Source organism: Rhodocytophaga aerolata, assembly GCF_030503435.1.
In the GTDB taxonomy this organism is placed as follows: domain Bacteria; phylum Bacteroidota; class Bacteroidia; order Cytophagales; family 172606-1; genus Rhodocytophaga; species Rhodocytophaga aerolata.
The window spans coordinates 67,890-91,850 of sequence record NZ_JAUKPO010000029.1 but is presented as its reverse complement, the minus strand read 5'-3'; the positions used below and the strand labels follow the sequence as shown (position 1 = coordinate 91,850).

At 41.9% G+C, this 23,961-nt stretch carries 16 protein-coding genes; 11 read left to right on the top strand and 5 right to left on the bottom strand.

Annotation, left to right across the window (positions count from 1 at the left end):
- The first annotated feature begins 295 nt into the window (after positions 1–295).
- On the top strand, positions 296–538 hold the full coding sequence (locus Q0590_RS29215; protein ID WP_302041190.1) for a hypothetical protein: 243 nt from the start codon (positions 296–298) through the stop codon (positions 536–538).
- 131 nt (positions 539–669) lie between these two features.
- On the top strand, positions 670–1,515 hold the full coding sequence (locus Q0590_RS29210) for a universal stress protein (RefSeq protein ID WP_302041189.1): 846 nt from the start codon (positions 670–672) through the stop codon (positions 1,513–1,515).
- A gap of 89 nt (positions 1,516–1,604) precedes the next feature.
- On the opposite strand, the gene Q0590_RS29205 is transcribed toward Q0590_RS29210, so the two are convergent.
- On the bottom strand, positions 1,605–3,335 hold the full coding sequence (locus Q0590_RS29205) for a DUF6909 family protein (RefSeq protein WP_302041188.1): 1,731 nt from the start codon (positions 3,333–3,335) through the stop codon (positions 1,605–1,607).
- A gap of 997 nt (positions 3,336–4,332) precedes the next feature.
- Between Q0590_RS29205 and Q0590_RS29200 the strand changes: the two genes are divergently transcribed.
- From Q0590_RS29200 to Q0590_RS29190, 3 genes are read left to right on the top strand one after another with little or no spacing between them, the layout of a single operon-like run.
- Entirely contained in the window at positions 4,333–7,452 is a 3,120-nt protein-coding gene (locus tag Q0590_RS29200; RefSeq protein ID WP_302041192.1) for a SusC/RagA family TonB-linked outer membrane protein, read from the top strand.
- Between the two features lie 11 nt (positions 7,453–7,463).
- Entirely contained in the window at positions 7,464–9,308 is a 1,845-nt protein-coding gene (locus tag Q0590_RS29195) for a RagB/SusD family nutrient uptake outer membrane protein (RefSeq protein ID WP_302041187.1), read from the top strand.
- 9 nt (positions 9,309–9,317) lie between these two features.
- A complete protein-coding gene (locus Q0590_RS29190) occupies positions 9,318–9,998 on the top strand; it encodes a DUF3823 domain-containing protein (protein WP_302041186.1) in 681 nt (226 codons plus the stop codon).
- 109 nt (positions 9,999–10,107) lie between these two features.
- Here Q0590_RS29190 and Q0590_RS29185 read toward each other — a convergent pair whose 3' ends face one another.
- Positions 10,108–10,989, bottom strand: a complete 882-nt coding sequence (locus Q0590_RS29185) for an AraC family transcriptional regulator (RefSeq protein WP_302041185.1) — start codon at positions 10,987–10,989, stop codon at positions 10,108–10,110.
- Between the two features lie 324 nt (positions 10,990–11,313).
- On the opposite strand from Q0590_RS29185, the gene Q0590_RS29180 reads away from it, so the two are divergent.
- Positions 11,314–12,174, top strand: coding sequence for a sugar phosphate isomerase/epimerase family protein (locus tag Q0590_RS29180; RefSeq protein WP_302041184.1), 861 nt, complete (start codon positions 11,314–11,316; stop codon positions 12,172–12,174).
- A 63-nt stretch (positions 12,175–12,237) separates the two neighbouring features.
- Here the strand turns inward: Q0590_RS29180 and Q0590_RS29175 are convergent, their stop codons facing one another.
- The gene (locus tag Q0590_RS29175) at positions 12,238–12,615 is read right to left on the bottom strand and encodes an SRPBCC domain-containing protein (protein WP_302041183.1); all 378 of its coding nucleotides are present in this window, start codon (positions 12,613–12,615) and stop codon (positions 12,238–12,240) included.
- 219 nt (positions 12,616–12,834) lie between these two features.
- Between Q0590_RS29175 and pxpB the strand changes: the two genes are divergently transcribed.
- Positions 12,835–13,572 (top strand): 5-oxoprolinase subunit PxpB, encoded by a 738-nt coding sequence (gene pxpB, locus Q0590_RS29170; protein WP_302041182.1) that lies wholly within the window; start codon positions 12,835–12,837, stop codon positions 13,570–13,572.
- Positions 13,565–14,575 carry a 5-oxoprolinase subunit C family protein gene (locus tag Q0590_RS29165; RefSeq protein WP_302041181.1) on the top strand — a complete coding sequence of 337 codons (1,011 nt, stop codon included), beginning with the start codon at positions 13,565–13,567 and terminating at the stop codon, positions 14,573–14,575. The genes pxpB and Q0590_RS29165 overlap by 8 nt, the downstream gene beginning before the upstream one ends.
- A 21-nt stretch (positions 14,576–14,596) precedes the next feature.
- Here Q0590_RS29165 and Q0590_RS29160 read toward each other — a convergent pair whose 3' ends face one another.
- Together Q0590_RS29160 and Q0590_RS29155 are read right to left on the bottom strand one after the other, a co-directional pair.
- On the bottom strand, positions 14,597–15,766 hold the full coding sequence (locus Q0590_RS29160) for an FG-GAP-like repeat-containing protein (RefSeq protein ID WP_302041180.1): 1,170 nt from the start codon (positions 15,764–15,766) through the stop codon (positions 14,597–14,599).
- 224 nt (positions 15,767–15,990) lie between these two features.
- Positions 15,991–16,209, bottom strand: a complete 219-nt coding sequence (locus tag Q0590_RS29155; protein ID WP_302041179.1) for a hypothetical protein — start codon at positions 16,207–16,209, stop codon at positions 15,991–15,993.
- A gap of 233 nt (positions 16,210–16,442) precedes the next feature.
- Here Q0590_RS29155 and Q0590_RS29150 point away from each other — a divergent pair, with 233 nt between their 5' ends.
- Genes Q0590_RS29150 through Q0590_RS29140 form a run of 3 tightly spaced genes read left to right on the top strand, consistent with a single transcriptional unit; the run spans position 16,443 to position 23,921 of the window.
- Positions 16,443–19,637, top strand: coding sequence for an Npt1/Npt2 family nucleotide transporter (locus Q0590_RS29150; protein ID WP_302041178.1), 3,195 nt, complete (start codon positions 16,443–16,445; stop codon positions 19,635–19,637).
- A 60-nt stretch (positions 19,638–19,697) separates the two neighbouring features.
- Complete coding sequence (locus tag Q0590_RS29145; protein WP_302041177.1) at positions 19,698–22,805, top strand: nSTAND1 domain-containing NTPase; 3,108 nt, start codon at positions 19,698–19,700, stop codon at positions 22,803–22,805.
- Positions 22,806–22,829: 24 nt separating this feature from the next.
- Entirely contained in the window at positions 22,830–23,921 is a 1,092-nt protein-coding gene (locus Q0590_RS29140; protein WP_302041176.1) for an outer membrane beta-barrel protein, read from the top strand.
- The last annotated feature ends 40 nt before the right edge of the window (positions 23,922–23,961 follow it).

Here is a 23,961-nt window from a genome sequence, read left to right as displayed (position 1 = left end):
CAAGCACGATGATCAGATTGTACTTAAATACATTCAACTTTTGACATGTACTTAGGTCGAATCTACTAAAACTCAAAGGAAAATACCGGATCAACTGAAGAAGAAATTTATACAAAACTTGTCTTATACATCCTCACTATACGTAAATAGCTGTAGATTACCTATATTATTTATTACGCAACGTATCACTATAGCTGTGATATTAGCTAATTGCTAATAAAAAAAATAGTACGCGTATGTGTGATATGACCTTGTATCAGCATATTAACACAGGTTAAAATTAATATCTTATTCCATGTGGTACTTTACAATAAAACAACAAGACCTGACTACCAAACAATACCAGTCTATGCAAAGGCTGGCTGAACTAACTGAGGTAATAGCCTTTAATGAACCTTACTACAATTTCTGCCTGTTTGACGTGAAAAAAGAAAGATACCAGCGGGTAATGGATTTTCTGGATATGGAAGGTATCAGTTATAGCCTGTCGCCTCATAAGCCATCCAGGGACGAGCTTCTGGAAAGTATGCAAACATAGCCATTCGTAGGCGCTATTTAATGAGCAGATTCAGTCGTGATACTGACAGAAGTCATCCCGGATAGGAGAAGTTATTTGTAGATTCAAGTAGATAAATGCTGCAACAGATCTGTACCTAAACAATTACTCCTATGAAAACTATTTTGGTTCCTACCGATTTTTCCAGTCATGCCACCAATGCCGTAATGTATGCAGCCTCCTTGGCTGGTTTATTAAATGCCAAAGTAATTTTATTTCATTCGTACCATGTTCCGGTAGCCATTTCAGAGTATTCGGTCATTCTTATGGCTGAACCCGCCATCGACCAGAATACGCTGGATGAATTGCAGCTGCTGGAGAAACGGGTAAAAGAAATAGCCGGAAACATACCTGTGGAAACAATAATCCGGGAAGATTTGCTGCTGGATGGAATTCGGGCGGTGGTTAAGGAGAAAGAAGTAGATTTACTGGTGTTAGGAACGTTAGGGGCTAAGGGTTTGGAGGAAGTACTAATCGGTAGTCACTCGGCCTATATTCTGGAAAATGTAGACTGCCCCGTACTCATCATCCCAGCTTGTGCATCGCAAAAGAAACTTGAAAAAATCATTTATGCTACCGATTTTCAGTTCAATGATTTTAGGTATATCAATCAATTAATTGACCTAGCCAGACCCAGCCAGGCTCAGATAATTATCACCCACATCTCTACACATAAAAAACAAGATGAAGAACTGATGGCCTGGTTCAAAGAAATTGCAGAGCCGAACATAGCTTATCCTTTTATATCATTTAAATCTTTTACCGGCGATCAGGTACTCGATGAATTATGTCATGCCATCAAATTTCTCGAAGCTGATATGGTATGTATGGCTACTGCCCGCAGAAGTTTTTTTGAAAAAATCCTTCATGGAAGCTTAACCAAAAAAATGGCATACCACTGTGAAGTTCCTTTGCTGGCTTTTCACCTGGAAGAATCCAAAAAATTATACCCCGTATAGCCTGCCATTAGCACAAAAAAGCAGGCACATATCCTACTAGTGTGCCTGCGGAAGATAAAGTAGTACTTACAACTGTAGTATAATTATCCCTATTTAGCTTCAACCGCTTCCGGTGTTTCCTCATGACTCAGGATACGGCCGAGGCATTTAAGGGTGATCAGGTAGGTTGGTTTTACGCCAACCGTACCCAGGCTTCCAGATGCCAGGGTAGCACCGGTAATGAGTGGATTATCAGAAGCATAATAGGCATAACGTACTTTAACATCTTTGCGGATACTGCCCCGGATCATTGCCTGCGATTGTATAGCTTTCTGGTAATGTGCCCCTTCCATTTCTAGCCCTACCGCTTTCCAGGAGGAATTTCTGAAATACGATAGAATATCCCGGTTTTGCAGCGAGGTACCCAATACTGTTATCATGGCTCCCTCATATACGTTTACGCCTTCCCGGGCAAACTCTTCCACGGTGAATTCATTATTTAGTGGATAGTTATCAGCCGTGCCTTCAAAAATATGGGAGGTAGGAATCATTAAATCGCCTTTTTCCCCGGTAAGAATACCTGCTTTGCCCATTACCGAAATAGAAGCCACATTCATATCAAAGCCCCTGGTAAGGTGGTCGTATGGCTTTAGTAACTCATCCATCGTTTCAAAGGCTTGCTCGCCAAAGGCATAATCCATAACCAGAATTACTGGTTTGTGTTTCTTCACATAGTCTTTATCGTATTTCAGTTGAGGATGCACTTTCTTAATATCCACTTTTGCTGTATCTACCAGTTGTACCAGGATGTTGGTCCCTGAAACATCTTCCAGCTGATGCAGCCCGTTATCTAAAGCATACTTCATCACTTTTTTCCGTAATCCATCATTTTCAGGCCGGCTTAGTTTTAACGCCATCTCATAAATATCTTCTTCTACCTGGTTTTCAGAAAGGGCAGCCGGGGCATATAAGCAATTAATTACACTATGAGGATTAGCACTGATGATATGAATGGGCCGTTCGTGGAGTTGTTTTTCTACCAGGTAATGCTTGATATGATTTGCCCACCGTTCGCCATAAAAATGATGGCCGATATGTTCACGCAAGGTAGGTGTAAAGCTTATCTCACGGTCCAGCTGCTGATCTTTTTCCAACATGGATACCTTGCCTAATTTATATACGATCTCAAACAAGCCGCTATTAGACGCGGCATTTTCGCGGAAGCGGTGGAAAGCTTTTTCCGTTTCGCCAAAAGTGCGGCCTAAGATGGTGCTTACATAGGTTATAGCCAGTTCCCGTTCATCGTCTTCTACGGTACCTCCGGAAAGGATTATTTCTTCCAGTTTCTCCCATTCCCGCGTTACCCCACCACGTTCATGAAAGGCATGCTGGCGAATCTTATCTGCTTCCATAAACATAAATGTGAGGTGTGTCATGATATCATAAATTTCTGAACGCCCGTTGGTTACTTCTATCACCATTTGCTCCTCGTCTATCAGGTAGCAATTACGGCGGCGTTTAGCAGGCACCAATACCTGAAATTTAGAATTCTCATACCCTTCCCTGGACGACAGTGTTATAAAGCGGCAGCCCTCTATTCCCTTCGGCAGGCGGTCCATCACATATACCAGGCCATCGAGTTCCACTTTTTGCGGATCGTTTACCGAACCATATATTTCCGGCCGCAAAATAAGCATGGCCCGGCGCATTTCTTCTCCGGAAACCCGGGAAGGCTTATAATAGCCTCTGTTGAATAAATGGCGCATGGTAATATAAATCCGCTCAATGGCTGCCCTGGATTCCTGAGCTCTGGTGAGAACGAGTGGCGAATGACTTTTCATAGATTTCTATTGATAATTCCGGTTACTGATGAAAGTATGAACTTCTAGGTTGCATTGTATTTCTCAACCCTACGTTCCCTACACCTGGTATGTGCCAGATAGAAAGCATATAGCTACATACTTCTAAAATTTTACAAAAATAAGGGTTAGAAGTTAGCAAACTGTTAATTCCTGGAATTACTTTTCTTATCCGTGGACTGATAATTCATAAAAGTCCTTTTATACCCGAAGCTTCACAAGGCTAAACATTTGTGGATAGGTTAACTTAGGTAAACTAAATTGACCTATACTCTTCACTTCGTTTTTGCCATTTTGGGCGCATACAACTATAGCTGCATTAGTTTGCCTTTTATACATTGTTTTTATAGCTGTATAGCCACCATTTCATCCTATCCATAGCTGATTTTTTCTAAAATTTATACAGAAATCAATATTTATGATAAAATACAGTCAGAATCGGATTAAATACAGAAAGATTTTTGGAAAATAAATTCTGATAATTGTACTACTAAAACATGGTTCATTTATATAAAACATAAAATTCAAGGCGAATTTTACTATTGAATGAAATCATCTTTAAAAGCAAGTTGATAGTTTCTATCATCGTGTAAAAGTATTGCTTCTACCTAAGAAGTTTGGGCGCATCGGGGTGTATCTTCCATAAAGTTAGTACAGTTTCTAACAACCATTCAGTAACAAAATAGCTACCTATTTGTAAGCAAAAATAGCTAGCGGGTATACTATTGCTTCTTTTTTCCTGCCTGTGAATGCCGGGCTATTCTTTTACGATTTTTAACTAGTGAACTATTACTTGAAGAGTACATTTGCATCCTTTTAAAAATATAATTTTTCTAATAAAAAATAGACCTTACAAATACAATTAAATGCTTAAATCAATCCATAAAACCAACAAACTATGAGAGGCAGTCTACGTAAACTAGGAGTCAGCATCACCAAATTGCTTGTATTTGGTATGCTGGTGCAGTGTAGCAGTGGTATGTTGTTTATTGCCCACGCAGGCAATAAATATTCATTCTCCAGGATAGCGGATTTTCAGGTATCCGGTACGGTTACAGATGATGCCGGGCAATCTCTGCCCGGTGTGAACGTGGTGCTGAAAGGCACTACCAACGGTGCCACTACAGATGTGGATGGGAAATATTCCATTACTGTTCCGGACGGAAATGGCATACTCATTTTTTCTTACATTGGCTACGTTTCACAGGAAGTGCCCATCAGTAACCGCAGCTCATTGAATGTCAGCATGGCTCCGGATATCAAATCTCTGGAAGAAGTGGTGGTAGTGGGCTACGGTACACAATCCAGAGGAACAGTAACAGGGGCGATTAGTACTATTCAATCCGAAGACTTAACCCGCACACCAGCCGTGACGACGTCTGGCGCATTGGTTGGGAAGATACAAGGTATTACCGCCCGCCAGCCAGATGCCAGGCCAGGGGGAGCTACCAATATACAAGTGCGGAATATGGGCGAACCTTTGTTTGTGATTGATGGCATTCCTTCAGATGCCAATCAATTTAATAACCTGGGTCAGAACGACATAGAGAATATTTCCATTCTAAAAGATGCGTCTGCTGCCATTTATGGGTTACGTGCTTCTAATGGCGTAATTCTAGTAACTACCAAAAAAGGAAAGAATAAGCAAAAAACAGCCATTAACATCAACGGGTATTATGGGTTACAGAATTTTACCCGGTATCCTAAACCGGCCAATGCCTATCAGCATGTGCGTGGCCTGGCCGAGTCAGACCAGAACCGGGGTATACCAACCAATATTACCCCAGATGAGTTAGCCAAGTGGCAGGCAGGCACCGAAAGAAACTTCCGTAGCTTCGACTATTACGATATGGTGATGCGTCCTAATGTGCCTCAATATTCGCTCAATGCTAATGCTTCGGGAGGCTCTGAAAACATTAATTATTTTGTATCAGTAGGTCATTTAAACCAGGATGCCTTAATCCGGGATTATAACTTTAACCGGACCAACATTCAGGCAAATATTGATGCCAAACTACTCAAAGGCTTAAGTGTAGGATCTCAGATCAGTGGCCGGATTGAAGACCGCCATCAGGTGGGCGTACCCGGGCTAGACGACTATTTCAATCCTTTCCTGAGTATTTTCACTATGTGGCCGACAGAGCGCCCCTATGCGAATGATAATCCGAACTATATTAACCAGACACACAATGTTAATGTAAATCCGGCTACGTATAAGGAAAATGTAACCGGCTATATTGATGAAATCTGGCGCACAGTTAAAGGAAATTTCACTGCCCAGTATGATTTTAACTTTGGCTTGTCGGCAAAAGGTACCTATTCGTATGGGTTCTCCAACTTCGATTTTGATGGTTTTGAATATACCTATGATGCCTATACGTATGACGAAGCTACAGACAGCTATAATGTAGTTCCGGGAGGCGGAAACCAGAACCCCTGGCGGGAAAGGCGGAAACGGAATATTATCGACCGGTTTGCACAATTTCAGCTAACCTATAATAAACAGATAGGCAACCATGGCCTATCGGCGGTGGCAGCCTATGAGCGGTCAGACCAGAATAGTAATTATATGATCGTACACACAGTACCGCCTAATAATTATATTCCTATTCAGCTATTTGCTAATCAGGACTTCTTACTGGACGAAATCCGGGTACAAGCCAGGGCAGGGTATATTGGAAGAATCAACTATAATTACCGGGAGAAATATTTAGTAGAAGTACTTGGCCGCTACGATGGTTCGTTCCTGTTTGCTCCTGGCAAACGGTATGGATTTTTCCCTGGTGCCTCCATTGGCTGGCGTATCTCCGAAGAGCCATTCCTGAAAGACAATGTAGGTTTCTTAAGTGATTTAAAGCTTAGAGCTTCTTATGGCCGTACAGGGAGTGATATAATCCGGAATGATGGATTTTTCCCGGATAACCCTACCTTTATCATTAATCCGTTCAGTTATTTACCTGGCTATACCTATCCGAGCGGAAACGCCGTATTTGATGGAAATTTAGTTACTGGCGTACAGCCCAGAGGTTTGCCCATCACGACCCTTTCCTGGATTACCAACCAGACAGCTAACGTAGGTATTGATTTTGGTTTCTTCAACAATGCCTTAACAGGTCAGTTTGATATTTTCGAAAGAAAACGCACTGGTTTGCCGGCTCCCCGCTACGATGTGTTGTTGCCAACAGAAGTAGGCTATAGCTTACCCAATGAAAACCTTAATTCTGATGCAAACCGGGGTCTGGAAGGTGCCTTAATTTACCGGGGAAAACAGGGAGATGTTAATTATTCGCTGGGCATTAATGCCACTATTTCCAGGCTCAGAAATTTAGAAACCTATAAACCCAGATTTGGAAATTCCTGGGAAGAATACCGCAACTCCATTGAAAACCGGTGGGCAAACATTAACTGGGGATATCAGGTTGTGGGCCGCTTCCAGTCGCAGCAGGAGATAGATGAGTACACCATCAATAATGATGAACAAGGCAACAAAACTCAACTTCCGGGAGATTTTAAGTTTAAAGATGTAAACGGCGATGGCCTGATCAACTTCCTGGACGAGCGGCCAATTGGCTATGCCCTGGGGGCGAATCCGTATATGAGCTTTGGTATTAACGGAAGTGTGGCCTGGAAAGGATTTACCTTACTCGTAGATTTTGCCGGTGCCAATATGCAAAGCTTCCTTCGTGACTGGGAATTGAAAATTCCTTACCAGAACAATGGTACCTCCCCTGCCTATATGCTGGAAGACCGCTGGCACCGCGAAGATCCATTTAATGCAGATAGCCCCTGGGTGGGCGGCACCTATCCGGCCATCCGCAAAGACAATGCTTCGCATGTGAACCTGAGCCGCCGTAGTGATTTCTGGATTACCAATGTCCGGTATGTACGGCTGAGGAACCTGGAACTGGGCTATGCCATCCCACAAAAACTGATTGGCAAAATTGGCTTGGAAGCCATGCGTGTCTATGTAAATGGTACCAACCTCTTTTCCATCGACAATGTGAAGAAATTTGAAATTGACCCTGAAATTTCTTCTGGAAATGGCCTGGTGTATCCCCAGCAACGGTTACTCAATGCAGGTTTCAGTGTAACTCTTTAATCCCGATCTCTATGAAAAGCTTATATAAATATTTAATCCTCAGTATTTCTTTACTCTCGCTGGGTGCTTGTGAAAAAGAATGGTTAGAACGGCAGCCACCTAATATTATTCTGGAAGAACAGGTATGGAATGACTCCAAGATGATTACTAGCTTATTGGCCAATTATTACAACCGCCTACCTTCCCACACACAATTGAATGCCGGCTGGCAGGAGTTTGCTGCGTATGACGAAGCTATGTGGTCTGGCAATGGAGACGCTTGGAACAACATTATTTCCTATCCCTTCGACCGCTGGCGGTTATGGGATTATGGCCTGATCCGCGATATAAACCTGGCTTTGGAAAATATGGAAAAATACGGCACCAAGCTTACCCCTGACCAGAAAACACAGTTTGCGGCCGAGTTCCGGTTTTTAAGAGCCTATCAGTATTTTGAACTGGTAAAACGCATGGGCGGTGTACCCTTAGTTACCAGTCAGTTGATTTATGATTTCAGCGGCGACCCAACCTCTCTGCAACTTCCACGCAACAAAGAAGAAGAAGTGTACGATTTTATTGCCAGTGAGCTGGATGCAATAAAAGATGTCTTGGGTAACAATGGCAGCAACACCAGAGCCAATAAATTTACAGCCCTTGCCTTAAAAAGCCGTGCTATGTTGTATGCCGGATCTATTGCTAAGTACAATAATCAGATGGGAGCTCCCATTACCACACAAGGTGGAGAAGTAGGAATTCCGGCAGGCAGAGCTGTAGACTACTACACCAAATCACTGGAGGCTTCTCAGGAGATTATTAACAGTGGTGAGTATTCGTTGTATCAGGGTAATCCAAACCTGGGGGAGAATTTCTTTGAGGCCGTTACTAAAAAAGCCAACAACCCAGAAGTAATTATGGCTATGGATTTTCTGGTAAGCAAAGATAAGCGGCATGGTTTCTCCTACGATAACATTGCCCGCAACATCCGGGAAGACAACCTGGCTTCCTCTGCTATTACTCCTTCGCTGAACCTGGTAGAAGATTTTGAATACCTGGATGGAACTTCGGGTGAGTTGAAAACCCGTACTGCAGACAACAGCGACTATATTTATTACGACAACCTGCAGGACATTTTCGCTAATAAAGATGCCCGCCTCTATGGAACTGTTATTTATCCTGGAACTACTTTTAAAGGGTTGGAAGTGCAGATACAAGCAGGGGTAATGGTTTGGGAAGGGGGCAGTTACCGGGCTGTAGAGTCTGATCAACTGGGCTCTACCTATACCGATGGCAAATTGCTTACCGGCGGTTCAGGGCCTCAGCGTTCACAAACCGAAGTATCCAACACTGGTTTTTATTTACGTAAATACATAGATCCGGCTCCCATGTCCAGCACCCGGGGTGTACGAAGTGATATGTGGTGGGTACGCTTCCGTTTGAGTGAAATTTTACTGAATGCTAGTGAAGCAGCCCTGGAACTTGGCCAGACAGCAGACGCTTTAACCTATATCAATCAGGTAAGAGCACGGGCAGGATTTGGTCCAAACAGCCTTACTGAGCTGACACTTCAAAAATTACAAAATGAACGCCGGGTAGAATTAGCCTTTGAAGATCACCGGGTATGGGATTTAAAACGCTGGCGCATTGCTCATGAAGTATGGAATGGCAGCACCACTAATCCCGATGCTATGATCTATGCTTTGTATCCTTACCGCATCGTACGCCCTGGTGACGCCCGCAACGACAAATATGTATTTGTAAAGATGGTAGCCCCCCGATTCCGGGCTCCACGCCTGTTCCAGTTAGGAAATTATTACTCGTCTATTGATCAGACGGTAATCAACAACAACCCAAAAATTATAAGAAACCCCTTCCATTAATCTACTGCTATGAAACTACATCAGTTATCCTATATTTTTCTAATCCTGGCAGGCATTTTATCTGCTTGTGAGAAAGACAATTTTGATCCACCCAAATCTACCTTAACCGGACGGGTAATCTACCAGAATCAAGCCCTAGGTGTACGGTCGAATGGCGTACAACTGGAATTGTGGCAGCCTGGATTTCAGTTATATTCCAAAATTCCTGTCTTTCTTAACCAGGATGGCACTTTTTCAGCTTCCTTGTTTGATGGCGACTATAAACTGGTTTTGTTAAGAGGAAACGGCCCATGGGTAGATAATTCAGATACAGTAAATGTACAAGTGCGTGGCTCCGCTGTAGTAGATGTGCCTGTTCAACCTTACTACCTGATAGCCAACGAAACATTTGGCAATAATGGCACTGAAATTACGGCCAGCTGCAGAGTAGATAAGATTTCCGGCGATAGAGCTGTTGAACGGGTAATATTATATATAGGCGCTACCCAATTTGTAGACTCCAATAACAACGTAGGCAGAGTAGAAAAGGAAGGTGCCGACCTGGTTGATCTTAGCCAGAATCTATCATTTAGTACGGCTGTTCCGGCAGCTGTGCTTGCTAAAGGATACTGCTTTGGAAGACTAGCCGTAAAAACGGTAGGCGTAGCCGAAATGTTATACACGCCAGTGCAAAAAATTCAGTTCAGATAACAGAAGAAGTTTTTTCAATACGTGATCATAGATAGTTCGACAAGGTTAACTAAGTAAAGTGGAATTGAAGAAGTATCCATACTTTTTCGGTTCCACCTTCTTTTTAAGACTAGCGGTCAATTGTGGATTTGAAGTATTCTTCTTTATACTTTAACGGATTTTTGCCGGTTATCTCTTTGAATTGTTTATTGAAGTTAGAAAGCGTATTGAAGCCACATTCATAACTAATCTGGGCAATATTCATTTCTTGTTCGTGAATGAGTTTACAGGCATTTCCTACCCGTATTTCGCTTACAAAATTAGAAAATGATTTGTTTGCCCTGGCCTTGAAATACCGGCTAAACGAAGAAGGAGTCATATTAGCTAAGGCAGCTACTTCATCCAGACTTATTTTTTGCCTGAAATTTTGCATCACATATTCATATACTTTGGTCATCCGTACGGTTTCATCTTCTTTGTACTGATTAATATACCCAGAATGCGCAATGGTGTAACACTCTGTAGAATTGGTGAGAATATCGAGTATTTTCAGTAGCTGAATGAGGCTCGGAATGCCTTGCAAATGAACCAGTTCTTTCATCATCTGGGTAATCAGCCGGTTAGTTTCACCTTTAATTTCCAGACCATACACTGACTTTTGCAGAAGAATACGGATTTTTTCCATTTCCTCCTTTTTCATCAATGATTCCCCCAAAAAATTTTCCTTGAAATAAATCACAATGCCATGAGTCCGCAAATGGTTGGCTTTATTAAAATAAGCGTCCTCGCTTCTCCACAAATGAGGAAGATTAGGGCCGGTAAATACCATATCTCCCTCTTTAAAGGGTTTAATACTGTCGCCGACAAAACGGGTACCGGTGCCTTCCAATACAACAAACAGCTGGTGCTCGGAATGGAAATGCCAGTTTGGGTCGAATGCCGGAGCCGAAAGCTCTTTTACTACAAAAAGTTTGGTGTCTGGAATAGCCGACTTATGGACCATTGCTTTCATACAACTTCCTTATTTTTATCTGATGGGATTTTCATATCTGTCATATATGACAAGATACTGTCAATAATAGACAAATTATACTAGGATTTTATATACGAAAATACTGATAATTGCATTATAAAGAGAATATAGTAGTGACTCAAAATTTTGTGCCACCTATATTTCCGGGCAGAGAGGTAGGGTCTGCTGGAGCATAACGTACTTCAAAACAATAGATGATTACTTGGAAGAAAATCCAAAAAATTCAACAAAGTAAAGCATAGAATTACATATACTTTTTAGATATTTAACCTTTACACAGCCTAGTATCTTTTAAAACTACCCATGAGTCTACAAGTAAAATTCGGAGTAAGCACCTGGCTATGGACTTCTCCCTTCAGTACGGAAACGGTATCGTTATTCCCAAAAATTAAAGAGATGGGCTATGATATGGTAGAAATTCCTGTGGAAGATCCTTCCTTACTAGATACCAAAGTGGTAAAAGCTGCTTTGATTGAAAATGGCCTGAAACCCATTATCTGTGGTGCTTTCGGTACCAGCCGCGATCTCACCCACGACGATCCCTCCTATCATAAAAACAGTTTTGACTATATACAGGCATGCTTTGAAATTTGCGAGCAATTAAATGCCGGTTTTCTGGCTGGGCCTATGTATTCGGCCGTAGGGAAAGCCAGGCTTGTTTCGCCGGAGCAGAAAAAAATTGAATGGGAACGGGCAGTTAAAAACTTACGGAAAGTTTGTACAATGGCTCAGGAAAAGGGTTTAAAAATAGCCTTGGAACCCCTAAACCGGTTTGAAACAGATTTGATTAACACAGCAGAGGATGTAATGCAACTGATCCGGGATATTGATCATCCGGCGGCAAATGTGATATTAGATGGTTTTCACATGAATATTGAAGAGCCGGACATTGAACGGGCCATCCGCCTGGCAGGTGATAAATTAATTCATGTACAGGTATCGGAAAACTACCGCGGCACACCCGGAACCGGACAAACCCGCTGGGATGCCTATAAAAGAGGCCTAGAAGCAATAAACTATACTGGTGCTGTTTCAATAGAAAGTTTTACGCCGGCAATAAAAGAATTGGCTGGCGCCGTATGTATCTGGCGGCCATTGGTGCCTAGTCAGGATGGATTTGCTAAAGAAGGGCTACAGTTTTTGAAGAAGTGGGCAGCAGAATAAGCTGTTTTACTAATTTTATAAAAAACAGGCTGAAGAAAGTGGCAGCCTGTTTTTTTATGTCCATCAATCATAAAATTCTATTAAGGAAGCAAAGTAGGTATTGTCCCATCCATCGGTTATATCCTCATAATCATTATCCGGAATATTTGTATGGCGTAGTTCGGCAGAAGTACCACTCTTGTGCGGATGCAGTTTAATAGTAACAATTGAATCTTCCGGCTGGTCGCCAAAATACCATTGCTGCACTATTTTTTTACTCTCTTCAAATTCCAGGTTCTTCCCGACAATACTTCCATCCCACAATGAAAATTCAGATCCCGGTTCGGTAGACATCTCAGCCTTTTCACCAGTCCAGAGCTGTAGGGTGAATGGATTGGTAAGTGCAATGTATACTTCTTCTGGCGTGGCAGGAATGATATAGTATTTTTTGTAATCTTTCATAAAAAGTTTGATAGGTAGTGAGAATCGGAATTAACTTCAATATTAGTAAATTAATTAGGTAGTGAAATTATATTTTACAAGCGGTAAGCTAAATACAAGCAGGAGAACTTAAATTTATAAGGTTCATTCAAGGGAACCGTAGGTTTTTATAAACATACAACACTCAGAAAAATAAAAGGTTGTGCCTTGTTTTCTTTTCTAAAGCTATGTTAGAAGTATATGTCAGCAAAACATTCTGAATTACCAACTTATACCTTATTTGCTTTAAGCGAACAAGCGATTGTAATTGAATTTGGACAGGCAATTAATGACGAAATACACAACTGTATAATGGCATTTGCGGCAACACTTCAACAGCAGCCTTTCCAGGGGTTTGTTGAATATATACCCGCCTTCACCACCCTTACCGTGTACTATGACCCCTGGATTGTTAGCGATGGAGGAAACAAAGATGCCTCTGAGTTGGTAAAAGAATATATTGATCAACTGAGTTCAACTGTTCAAGTATCTTCAAAACTAAATCCGCGCAAACTAACTATTCCGGTATGTTATGGCGGAGCCTATGGTCCAGACATTCAGTTTGTTGCCGATCAGGCAGGCTTATCACTTCAAGCGGTGATAGATATACATGCTTCAACAGATTATAAAGTATACATGATTGGTTTTGCTCCAGGTTTTCCCTATTTAGGTGGTATGGATTCCCGGATTGCCTCTCCCAGAAAAAATATACCCCGTCCGGTAATACCTGCCGGATCAGTAGGCATAGCTGGCACACAAACAGGTATTTACCCCATTGAAACGCCTGGTGGATGGCAACTGATAGGACGTACACCGCTTGCACTTTTCAATCCGGAAAAAGAGCCATATTCTTACCTACAGGCTGGTGATAGTATTAGATTTATTCCCATTTTAGAGAAGGAATTTTTGGCGTTAAAGAAAGGAACTAGCGTTGAGTAGCAAAATTTTACAACCAGGATTGCTTACCACTATGCAGGATGGAGGCAGATACGGCTTCCAGAAAGATGGCATTATCGTAAGCGGTGCAATGGACAGGCTGTCTTTACGGATGGGCAATTTACTGGTAGGAAACCAAGAAAACCAGGCAAGCATAGAAGTAATCCAGGTAGGTCCAACAATCCTGTTTCAGGAAAACTGTGTACTAGCCATTACTGGCGCTAACCTCTCCCCTGCTATTAATAGCCAACCCGTCCCTATGTGGCGGCCAGTATCCGTAGAAAAGAATAGTATTTTGTCTTTCGGCAAGTCCATTCAAGGTTGCATCGCCTATATTTCCGTTGCAGGAGGCCTGGCTATACCTACTGTTTTGGGCAGTTACTCCACTTACCTACGTGCCAAACTGGGGGGCTGGCATGGCCGGGCCTTACAAAAAAACGATTGCATCCCCTTCAATCAAACAAATGGTTTTCTTTTAAAGAGAACAAAAACAGTAAAAATGGCCGAGGGGTTTTCCTATCCTGGGTGGAGCCTGGAACCTTCATTTTATCACTTGTACCAATCCAATCCAGTGATCCGTGTGATGCCAGGTCCGGAATACGCATGGTTTACCCAGGAAAGTAAAAATACTTTCTGGCAAAATCCGTTCAGGATAACCTACTCGTCGGACAGAATGGGATACCGGTTAGAGGGGCAGCCGCTGATATTAAAGCACAAGCGGGAATTACTTTCTACGGCAGTTACCTTCGGCACCATTCAGGTTCCTCCAAAAGGAAACCCTATTTTATTAATGGCCGATCACCAAACCACAGGCGGCTATCCCCGGATTGCCCAGGTAGCCAGTGTAGACCTTCCATTAATAGCTCAAGCTTCTCCAGGAGTATGCTTGTACTTCCAGGAAATTTCTCTGAAAATGGCTCAACACTTATACTTCCTTCAGGAGCGAAAAGTAAAAGCCATAAAAAATACGCTTAATAGATATTACTTAAAAGATTTGTTACAATAATTATACTTATGTTAAGTATAATTATTTAGATGTATTCTTATTCCAGTAAATTTTCAGGTTGTTAGTAGCTCTGCCGGCTGCAATAATATCCAGTTTACCATCGCCATCTAAATCAGCCACTTGCAGGTCCTCACAAGCCATTCCATTATTGTCTATCCAAAAGTCTTTCCAGGAAGTACCCTGGGCATCGGAAGGCACAAATAGCTTAAGGCCTACTTTGTTATTTTTATCGGGATTACGCCATCCTACAAGAATTTGTCCATAGCCTAGTTGTAACAGATCTGCAAACGCCAGTCCGTGCCCCTGATTCATTTCCTCATACAAAACTTTTCTAGCCTCCGGATTATTCACCGGGTACACAGCCAGCAGATTTCCATGCATCGGTTCAATACCTGCGATGAATGGCTGTTTATTTTGCAGGTATCCGGTACGCACTTCGCCGAGTGAATAATTCTGCACGGCCCATGGTTTTTGGGCAGCAGTCCACTTCCCTTTTTCAAAAACGATTCTTTTAATTCCTTCTTTCCCACCGATAAGCAAGGTTGCAGGCGTAGTTCCCTGCGCATCCCATACATCGAAATTATGTGTCATGTGCATAGATTGATCAATCACCTGATACTTCCATGCGGCAGATTTATTTTTTGGTACATCAAACGCCAGCACTTTTACTCCTTCTCCCTGCCCGTCTTTGTTGCCTCTGCCATGCAAAGGAAGCACAATTAGTTGATAGGTGTTACTTCCGGTCCGTATCCACCGCATCCGGTGAATGGTAGGTTCATGATGAAGTTTTACCGGCTTCCAAGGTTGGGTAATATCGCCTGGCCGAACCAGATAATGTACAGAACCAGACTTTGTTGTATCAGATGTTTCGCCAGGGTTCCATTGCGCGCCTACGGCTATTTCTACTTTGCCATCCCCATCAATATCACGTGCGGCAATACATACATTATCCTGTTCGGTAAGATTTTCAGCAAGTACAAACCTTTTCCAATCGCCGTTTCGGTACCAAACAAACTGTTTTTTGTCTGCTAAAAGTATATCAGGTTTTTTGTCGCCATCTACATCTCCGATGGCTAATCCATACCCGATTTGTACATTACTATCTAGTAGTTGAGCTTCAAATTGTGGACTTTGCTGCCCCCAAGCAGGAGAACTTAGCAGCAGTATGAACAAATATTTTTTCAGAAACATAGGATATTCAGTTTTAGGGTAAGTGTTGTTTGTCCAAATATCATCATAAGCTATAGGCTTTTCTACAGATGATCTACTAAACTAAAGTAAGACTAAATATTTAATAAAATCTATAGTATTTTGAATTTTCGATCAATCAACATGACAAATAGTTCACATACAGAAATACAGGTCCTTCAGTTGAAAACACAAAAATACCGCCCTAACCCAGTGGCTTAAAGTTATTAGCATCCTTTCGCCTTATCGTAGCTGGCAGTAAGCTGAATATAAGGTGGACTACTTTCAGCAGTCTCATTGATCCAGAAAGAATATACCTTGGCAGTCAGCTGAACTTTCGTACGGTTAGTAAGTATGCATGCCCCTGTAGCTAATCTGTGCCTGGCGCGTCTCAGGGTATTTAGAGAAACAAGCAGCTTAGGAGTCAGAACTCTGTCCAACTTCATACGATGATTTAGCGCATGAAACCGGAATTTATCAGTACAGGAAATAGTCATTTTCACTATCATTTAGCAGTGTTTGTTGTCCAAATTTCAAAGTCTGGCAAAGAATACAACGATCTGAGAATTTATCTTACATCCGGCTATGGCTGCCTGTAGGCCTCAGGTTGTTACTATTATTTGGAGCTTATTAAATTGACGGAGCAATAACTAACACACGCATACATACCTGAATATTCATGAAAGTCAAAGAGAAAACAGCTGAGTCCGGCAGGATATTATTGATGCTGACTATTGGCTTCTTTACAGGTATTTTTGTAGCTACCCTGGACGTTGGTGCCAGTACGCTATTTCTGGATCGTTTCGACGAGCAGGCTTATTTGCCAAAAGCCATTGTTACCTCCGGGCTATTAGGTATTGTTTTCACCTATCTGTTTGCATATCTACAGACCAAGGTAAATTTTACCTCACTCTCTGTTTTTTTTATTCTGCTCATCATTGTTCTAACTACCGGTATCCGGCTTGGTGTGGATTATGAAGAGAGTCACGATTTGGTAATTTTTTGTGCCTTTGCCTGTATCGGCCCCTTTACAACAGTATCCTTCTTAATCTTCTGGGGACTTTTTGGGCGTATATTCAGTTTACGGGAATCAAAGAAAATGATCAGCCGCATTGACAGCGGCCAACTGCTTGCCTCCATTGTGGCATTGTTTACTATTCCCGTTGTACTGACCTTCCTACCACACACCGTAGATTTGCTTTGGATAAGTGCCACCAGCGTTACCTTAATTTTAATAACCTTACTAATTCTGAAGTGGAAGTACAAATTAAATGATACGCATATAGACCTCCCTGACGATAACCAGCCGGAAGAGTCAGTAAGTGTTAAAAATCTGATAAAAAACAGGTATGTAATTCAAATGGCCATTTTGGTAATTATTTCCACCATTGCTATCTATCTGTTAAACTATTCCTTTCTATCCGTTACTGCCGAACAATTTCCCAATACCAGGCACCTGGCCAACTTCATCAGTATTTTCACAGGAACTGTAGTTATTTTCAATTTTATCATACAAAATTTTGTAACAGATAGAATCGTTAATATGTATGGGTTGAAAGTAGCACTGCTGATTAACCCTGTCTTATTTTGTTTCTTTACCATCCTCTCCAGCATCATTGGCTCGTATATTGGCCATACACGTATTTCGGAGTCATTTATTCTATTCTTTCTGTCTGTAGCGTTGAGCAAGCTGTTTGCCGTTTCCCTGAAAGATGCCCTCGATAATCCCACCTTTAAGCTTTACCTGCTTCCGCTAGATACCTCTGCCCGTTTTAATGTACAGGCAAGAATAGAAGGAGTAGTGACCATGCTGGCGGTATGTATTGCAGGGTGCTTACTTTGGTTGTTGAAATACTTTGCTTTTTTGGATCTGATATGGTTTACCTATGCGCTAGTGCCTATTGTTATTTGCTGGTTGCTGGCCGTAACAAGGCTCTACAGCCATTACCGGTCTACACTGGAACGAAGTCTGGAGAAATCTAAAAAAGAAATTTATTCGAAAAACAAAAAAACATACTTACTGGATATACTCTTCAAAAACACAGAGTACCTCTCCCATCCATTATACCCGATTGTTTGTTTGAAACTTATTGAACGAGTGGAACCTAGTTTGCTTACTCAGGCACTTGCAACCATACAAGAAGTTGATTCAGCACCGTTGCAGGCATATATTCAAAAGAGGCAGAGAAATCTTTCGGTAGGCGTTAATATTTTCTCAAACAAGAAGTCTGATCAGGAAGGGGCGTATATGGAAATTACCAGTGCTGGCAGTAAGGTAAAATTCAATTCTTTTGGGTTATCGTCCGTACAAAAACTTGCTCGTTCAGAAAACCCATCCGAACGAATAATTAGTTTACAACTGCTCAGCAAAATTGTTAATGCTGATAATGTTTTCCTTTTAACAGAACTCCTCCGCGATACAGATACTGGTGTAAAAAAAGAAGCTATTGCAGTAGCTATGCAAGTGAAGCGGCCTGAAACATGGCCAATTCTGATAGAACTGCTTTCTGTCTCTTCCTGCACACACGCAGCAGCCAGAGCCCTCATTGAATCGGGAAACTTGGTGTTACCGGTATTAGAAATTGCTTTTCATAAAACTGGCCAGAGTACCCCTCTTCTTCAGAAAATAATTAATATCTATGGACAAATAGGCACACCTGAAGCTGCAGAATTACTCTGGGAAAAAATTGAATATCCGGATGCAAAAGTAGCTACAGAAGTTCTGTTAGCATTGAATGAATGCCATTTGCAAAGCGGAAGCAAGGTTGCTTTTGTACAATTACTGGTAGAGCAGGAAATAGGAAAAGCAGCCTGGAACCAAGCGGCTTTGCTTGAAATAGCAGAGGCCTCCTACAACCGCCACCTGCAACGGGCGCTGGAAGAGGAAATGCAATATAATTTTGAAAGAATATTCCTGCTCCTTTCACTGATTTACGACCCCAGATCTATCCAGCTGGTAAAAGAAAATATAGAAAGCGGATCAAGCGAAAGTAAAGTATATGCCCTGGAGTTGCTGGATGTCTTTATAGATAAACACTTAAAAACCATTTTATTCCCACTGCTAGATGATATACCTGCAGCTGAAGAGGTAAGTATTTATCAGGCCTATTTCCCCAGGGAAACCTTAAATTCCACAGAGGTTTTGCTGCATATTTTAAACCGGGAATTTAATGCAATTAACCGATGGACAAAAGCCTGTGCTATCTATTCGCTTGCCCATACACCGCAGGCTCCCCTAAGTAATGAACTCATTGCCCATATTTTTAATCCTGATCCCTTGCTCCGTGAAACCGCTGCTTGGGCAATTTATTGCCGTGACCAATCGCTGTATACCGCCTTGGGAATGCGCATTAAAGCCTCCTCTAAGATTGAGCTAGATATGGTATTGCTCAACAAGCCTGTACTTTCAGGTAAACTGGAAATAAGTGGAATGCTGATGCACAGAGTGCTTTTTCTCAAAAAAAATCCTTTGCTAGCTCATATGCCAAACCATATTTTGGCAGATATCGCTGAAAATATACGGATTTTTTACTTCCGCAAAGGTGAAGTCATAATTAATGCCGGACAGAAGACCAACACCCCTTTATATATTATTTTCAGCGGTACGGCCAGAAGCATAAATGAAGAATCTTATCAGGAGACGGTTTTCAAGGTACATGATTTAATTGGAGAGATAATGATCCTGGAAAACGACATCAACTCATTTGATATTATCGCATCGGAAGAGGTATATGCCTATGCCATTGAAAAAGAAATATTTTACCGGCTGATTTCATATTATCCGGAAACAGGAAACAGCTATGCCTTACTAGCCAGCAGACTAACCGCTTCCGAGCAACTCCCTATTGAAGATAGCTCACTTGTATTTTCCTAAAAAACCTATAGCCCATGAAATATAATTACCACAAAGCATCCAAAATATATCTCTACCGGAATGAATATTGAAAACCAGCCAGTTGCTACCGGACAGAAGATATATAATCCTTTTCCAGGGTTAAGACCTTTTGGTATCCACGAAAGTCATTTGTTCTTTGGGCGGGAAGAACAGACCAGAGAAGTATTGCTTAAACTGCTGCAAAGCCGTTTTGTGGCAATTGTGGGTCCATCTGGTAGTGGTAAATCTTCATTTATTTATTCTGGGTTATTACCTGGCTTACAAAACAGCCATTATAACGACCTGGACTCTCCCTGGGAATTTATTATCGCACGTCCTGGAAATGCACCTCTAGAAAATCTGGCTGCTGCTCTGCTTAAAGCAGAAGCAGGCCTGTCAGATTCAGAAAATCCTGCCTTGCGTTTTCAGTCCATTCTTACTTCTTTACAAACACAGCCTTCGGCTCTGGGAGATTTTTTTTCCCGCCAAGCCTATGCAGGAAAAAATATATTAGTACTTCTCGATCAGTTTGAGGAGTTGTTCCGTCATCAGTTTCATCTTCTGCCCTCAGAAGCAGAAAATTCTGACCTGGTTTTACCTTCAGAAATACTTATTGCGCTGCTGATACAGGCGTTAAAATCTACTCCCTCTATTTATGTAGTACTATCAATGCGGTCAGATTTTATTGGAGAATGCGCCCATTTTCCTGATTTGACCAGAAAGATCAATGAAAGCCATTACCTGATTCCTCAGATGACGCTGGAGCAAAAGCGTAAAGCCATTTTGGGTCCTGTTTCCGTAGGTGGCGGACAAATGGCTCCGCGGCTGGTAGAGCGGCTGCTGAACGATCTGGGAAACAATCCTGACCAGCTACCAATTTTGCAGCATGCGTTAATGCGTACCTGGAACTATTGGATAGCAAGCCGGGAAAACGGTGAACCTCTGGATTTTAAGCATTATGAAGCAATTGGGCGGATGGATGAAGCTTTATCCCAGCATGCGGATGAAGCTTTTGATGAGTTAACCGATGGACAGAAAAAAATATGTGAGAACTTATTTAAAGCACTTACAGATAAAGGCGGAGACATCAGTGGAATTAGGCGCCCAACTAAACTTGCAGAAATTGCTACTATTACAGATTCTACAGAAGCGGAAATCTTTGCTGTCATAGATAAATTCCGGCAGCCTGGAAGGGCACTACTTACACCACTGGCCGGCACCCCATTAGTAAGTGATACCATTGTAGATATTTCGCATGAAAGTTTGATGCGTATCTGGCTCAGATTGAAGAAATGGGTAGAAGAGGAAGAAGAAGCGGTACAGATGTATTTACGCTTAGCTGAAGCGTCTGCCAAATACCAGATTGGCCAGGCTGCTTTACTTCGCCCACCAGACCTTCAGCTGGCTCTCAATTGGCAACAGAAACAAAAACCAACCCTGGCCTGGGCGCAGCGGTATAATCCGGCTTTTGAACGGGTAATTGCTTACCTGGATTACAGTAAGGTCGCTTATGAAACAGAGCAACGGACCAAAGAAATTCTGCAGAAGAAAGCGTTACGCAGAGCCCGCCTGGTTGCGTTAATTCTGGGCCTTTTCGCCGTTATTACCGTTGGCTTTTTGATATTTGCTGTAACCCAGCAGATAAAAGCCCGGGAACAGGCAGAAATTGCCCGCTTCAATGAAAAACAAGCAAAGGAAAAGACTGCTCTGGCACTCTCCAGTGAGCGGAATGCCCGGGAACAGAAAGAAATAGCAGAACAACAAAGAGCAGAAGCCCATAGACAGGAAGCCATAGCCAAAGAAAATGAGAAACTGGCTCAACAAGAAAGATTAAAAGCGGAAGCCAGCGAAAAGGAAGCCCGCAAACAGCAGATGATCGCCTATGAGCAGCAATTTAGAGCTGAAGCAAACGAAAAGTTAGCTAAGGAGCAAAGTAACATTGCAATCAGAGAAAAAAATAATGCCTATAATGCCAGATTGCTTTCAATTGCGCAAGCTATGTCTGTTAAATCTTTACAGGTACTAGATAAGGATTTAAAATTGCTGACTGCAGGACAAGCCTATCAGTTTAACCAGACATATGGTGGAAAGGAAGATGATCCATATATATATGAGGGTTTGTATTTTGCCCTGAAAAAATCGCGGGAAGAATCATATAATAATTTGAAAGGCCACAGCGACAATGTGCGGGCGCTTGCCTCAACCAAATCAGATAAAGCTGTCTATTCTGCCGGAAGTGACGGAAAAATTATCCGCTGGAACACGTTAGAAAAAGAAAAAAGCCATGTTGTACTTGCAGATCAGAAAGGATTAATTCATCATACGCTTGCGCTAAGTAGTACCAACCAGACCCTGGCAGCAGGCGGCGATTATCCGTTCATTCATCTGTTTGACCTTCAGAAAAACGGATATCCTGTTCAAAAAGTAAAAGTGCCTGTGCAGGCTGTCTGGTTTTTGTCGTACATCAATAACAACCAGGGAATCGTCTTTGCTGACTCAGCCAATGTTTACTTTTATAATCTTCAGTCATTTTCTAAAGTATATACCACCACTTCCAAAATCAATGCGATAGCGGTTAATCCACTGGATAATCAGCTGGCCATTGGAAATGAAGCAGGCGAAATTAGATTACTAAATTTAAGTAATACAGCTTCCCAGGTTTTGCAAATAAAAGATCCGGTAACGGCTCTTAGTTTCAGCAATAAGGGCTCTCTGTTAGCAGTAGGTGATGCCAAAGGTATGATGCGGATATGGAATTTAAAAACCAAGGATTTTGAAGTTGTATTAACCGGCCACAGTGCCCGTATTATAAATATCAAGTTCAGCTGGGACGACAAGAAAATTGCCTCAGGCAGCTGGGATAAAACTGTCCGGCTCTGGAATACAGCAGCCTGGAATAATCTTCCTATTGTGCTAAAAGATCATACAGACTGGGTATGGTCTATCTCTTTCAGATCAGATGGGGAAGCAATTCTGGCTGGATGCCGTGATAGTTTTGTCAGGGTGTGGCCTACCAATGCCAAAACCATGGCTGATATCTTGTGCGACAAAACGAAAAGAAATATGTCTAAACAAGAATGGGAGCAGTTTGTGGCACCTGTAGATGACATTTCTTATGAAAAAACCTGTCCGGAGTTGTCTTCAGGAGAGGGCATGCAGAGTAAGTAACCTTCCTTCACACGCATTACCGCTATGAACGTATTTCGTATCTTTTTTCAATATCCGTTATGGATGCTTATTACCCTCGTATTGTTCTCATTAAAGGTGAAGGCACAAAACACTTGCAGCCAGACGCTGGTAAAAGCTCAATTTGCTTATTATGAAGGTCGGGCAGAAGAGGTATCCCCTATGCTGGAAGAATGCCTGAAAGATGGCTTTACAACGGAGGAAAAACTTCAGGCTTATCGATTGCTTACACTCAGCTATTTATATTTGAATGAGTTGGGAAACGCCGAACGGGTAATGCTTTCCTTTCTTCATCTGAATCCAACCTACTCCATTAACGAAGCAGTAGACCCAGCTGAGTTTATCAATTTATATAAACAATTCAGAACCTGGCCAATATATTTGACTGGGGTAAAAGCAGGGGTTAATTCAAGTTCTGTTAATATCTTACAACCGTACAGTTTAGATAACATCCATACAACGCAGGCACTCTATACCTCAGCTTTTAGCTATCAAACCGGAGCAAGCCTGGAAGTACCTATTAAAAAAGGATTTTCTGCCATGGCAGAATTATACTTGTCTGGCAGGAAATACACCTACACGAATGATTTTTTCGGGTATCTGAAGCTGCAACTGGCAGAATCACAGAATAGATTAGACATTCCTCTCTTGGTAAACTACACCATCCAGGGAAAAAAAATAACTCCCTACCTGGGAGCCGGAATTACCAATAGTATGCTCATAAAATCGCAGGCACAGGTAAGAAGAGTAGATAATATGCCTGTCAATGATGTGCAGCGGGAAACTACCGGTCCGAACATTACGCTTAGCTCTCAGCGCAGATTATTTACTTTTTCTGGAACAATTAACTTGGGAGTTAAATATACACGTGCCCGCAACATTTTTATTGTGGAAGGCCGGTATAACATGGGTTTGACTAATCTGGTAAGGAAAGATAAACGGTACACAAACAGCGAGTTATTGTACACCTATGGGTTTATTGATAATGACATTGCCCTTAACAGTTTTGCACTATCAGTAGGATACCTGATTCCAGTATACAAGCCCCGGAAGTTAATAACAAAAAAAGACAAAGAATCCGGAGCATTTATTCAGTAGTTACTATATGTACACCAGGGTACTCATACAATCAGTCTCC

Bases quoted from the DNA above. Each gene is read 5' to 3' on its own strand.
- Q0590_RS29215 (WP_302041190.1), top strand. From the start codon at position 296: ATGTGGTACTTTACAATAAAACAACAAGACCTGACTACCAAACAATAC.
- Q0590_RS29210 (WP_302041189.1), top strand. From the start codon at position 670: ATGAAAACTATTTTGGTTCCTACCGATTTTTCCAGTCATGCCACCAAT.
- Q0590_RS29205 (WP_302041188.1), bottom strand. From the start codon at position 3,335: ATGAAAAGTCATTCGCCACTCGTTCTCACCAGAGCTCAGGAATCCAGG.
- Q0590_RS29200 (WP_302041192.1), top strand. From the start codon at position 4,333: ATGTTGTTTATTGCCCACGCAGGCAATAAATATTCATTCTCCAGGATA.
- Q0590_RS29195 (WP_302041187.1), top strand. From the start codon at position 7,464: ATGAAAAGCTTATATAAATATTTAATCCTCAGTATTTCTTTACTCTCG.
- Q0590_RS29190 (WP_302041186.1), top strand. From the start codon at position 9,318: ATGAAACTACATCAGTTATCCTATATTTTTCTAATCCTGGCAGGCATT.
- Q0590_RS29185 (WP_302041185.1), bottom strand. From the start codon at position 10,989: ATGAAAGCAATGGTCCATAAGTCGGCTATTCCAGACACCAAACTTTTT.
- Q0590_RS29180 (WP_302041184.1), top strand. From the start codon at position 11,314: ATGAGTCTACAAGTAAAATTCGGAGTAAGCACCTGGCTATGGACTTCT.
- Q0590_RS29175 (WP_302041183.1), bottom strand. From the start codon at position 12,615: ATGAAAGATTACAAAAAATACTATATCATTCCTGCCACGCCAGAAGAA.
- pxpB (WP_302041182.1), top strand. From the start codon at position 12,835: ATGTCAGCAAAACATTCTGAATTACCAACTTATACCTTATTTGCTTTA.
- Q0590_RS29160 (WP_302041180.1), bottom strand. From the start codon at position 15,766: ATGTTTCTGAAAAAATATTTGTTCATACTGCTGCTAAGTTCTCCTGCT.
- Q0590_RS29155 (WP_302041179.1), bottom strand. From the start codon at position 16,209: ATGAAGTTGGACAGAGTTCTGACTCCTAAGCTGCTTGTTTCTCTAAAT.
- Q0590_RS29150 (WP_302041178.1), top strand. From the start codon at position 16,443: ATGAAAGTCAAAGAGAAAACAGCTGAGTCCGGCAGGATATTATTGATG.
- Q0590_RS29145 (WP_302041177.1), top strand. From the start codon at position 19,698: ATGAATATTGAAAACCAGCCAGTTGCTACCGGACAGAAGATATATAAT.
- Q0590_RS29140 (WP_302041176.1), top strand. From the start codon at position 22,830: ATGAACGTATTTCGTATCTTTTTTCAATATCCGTTATGGATGCTTATT.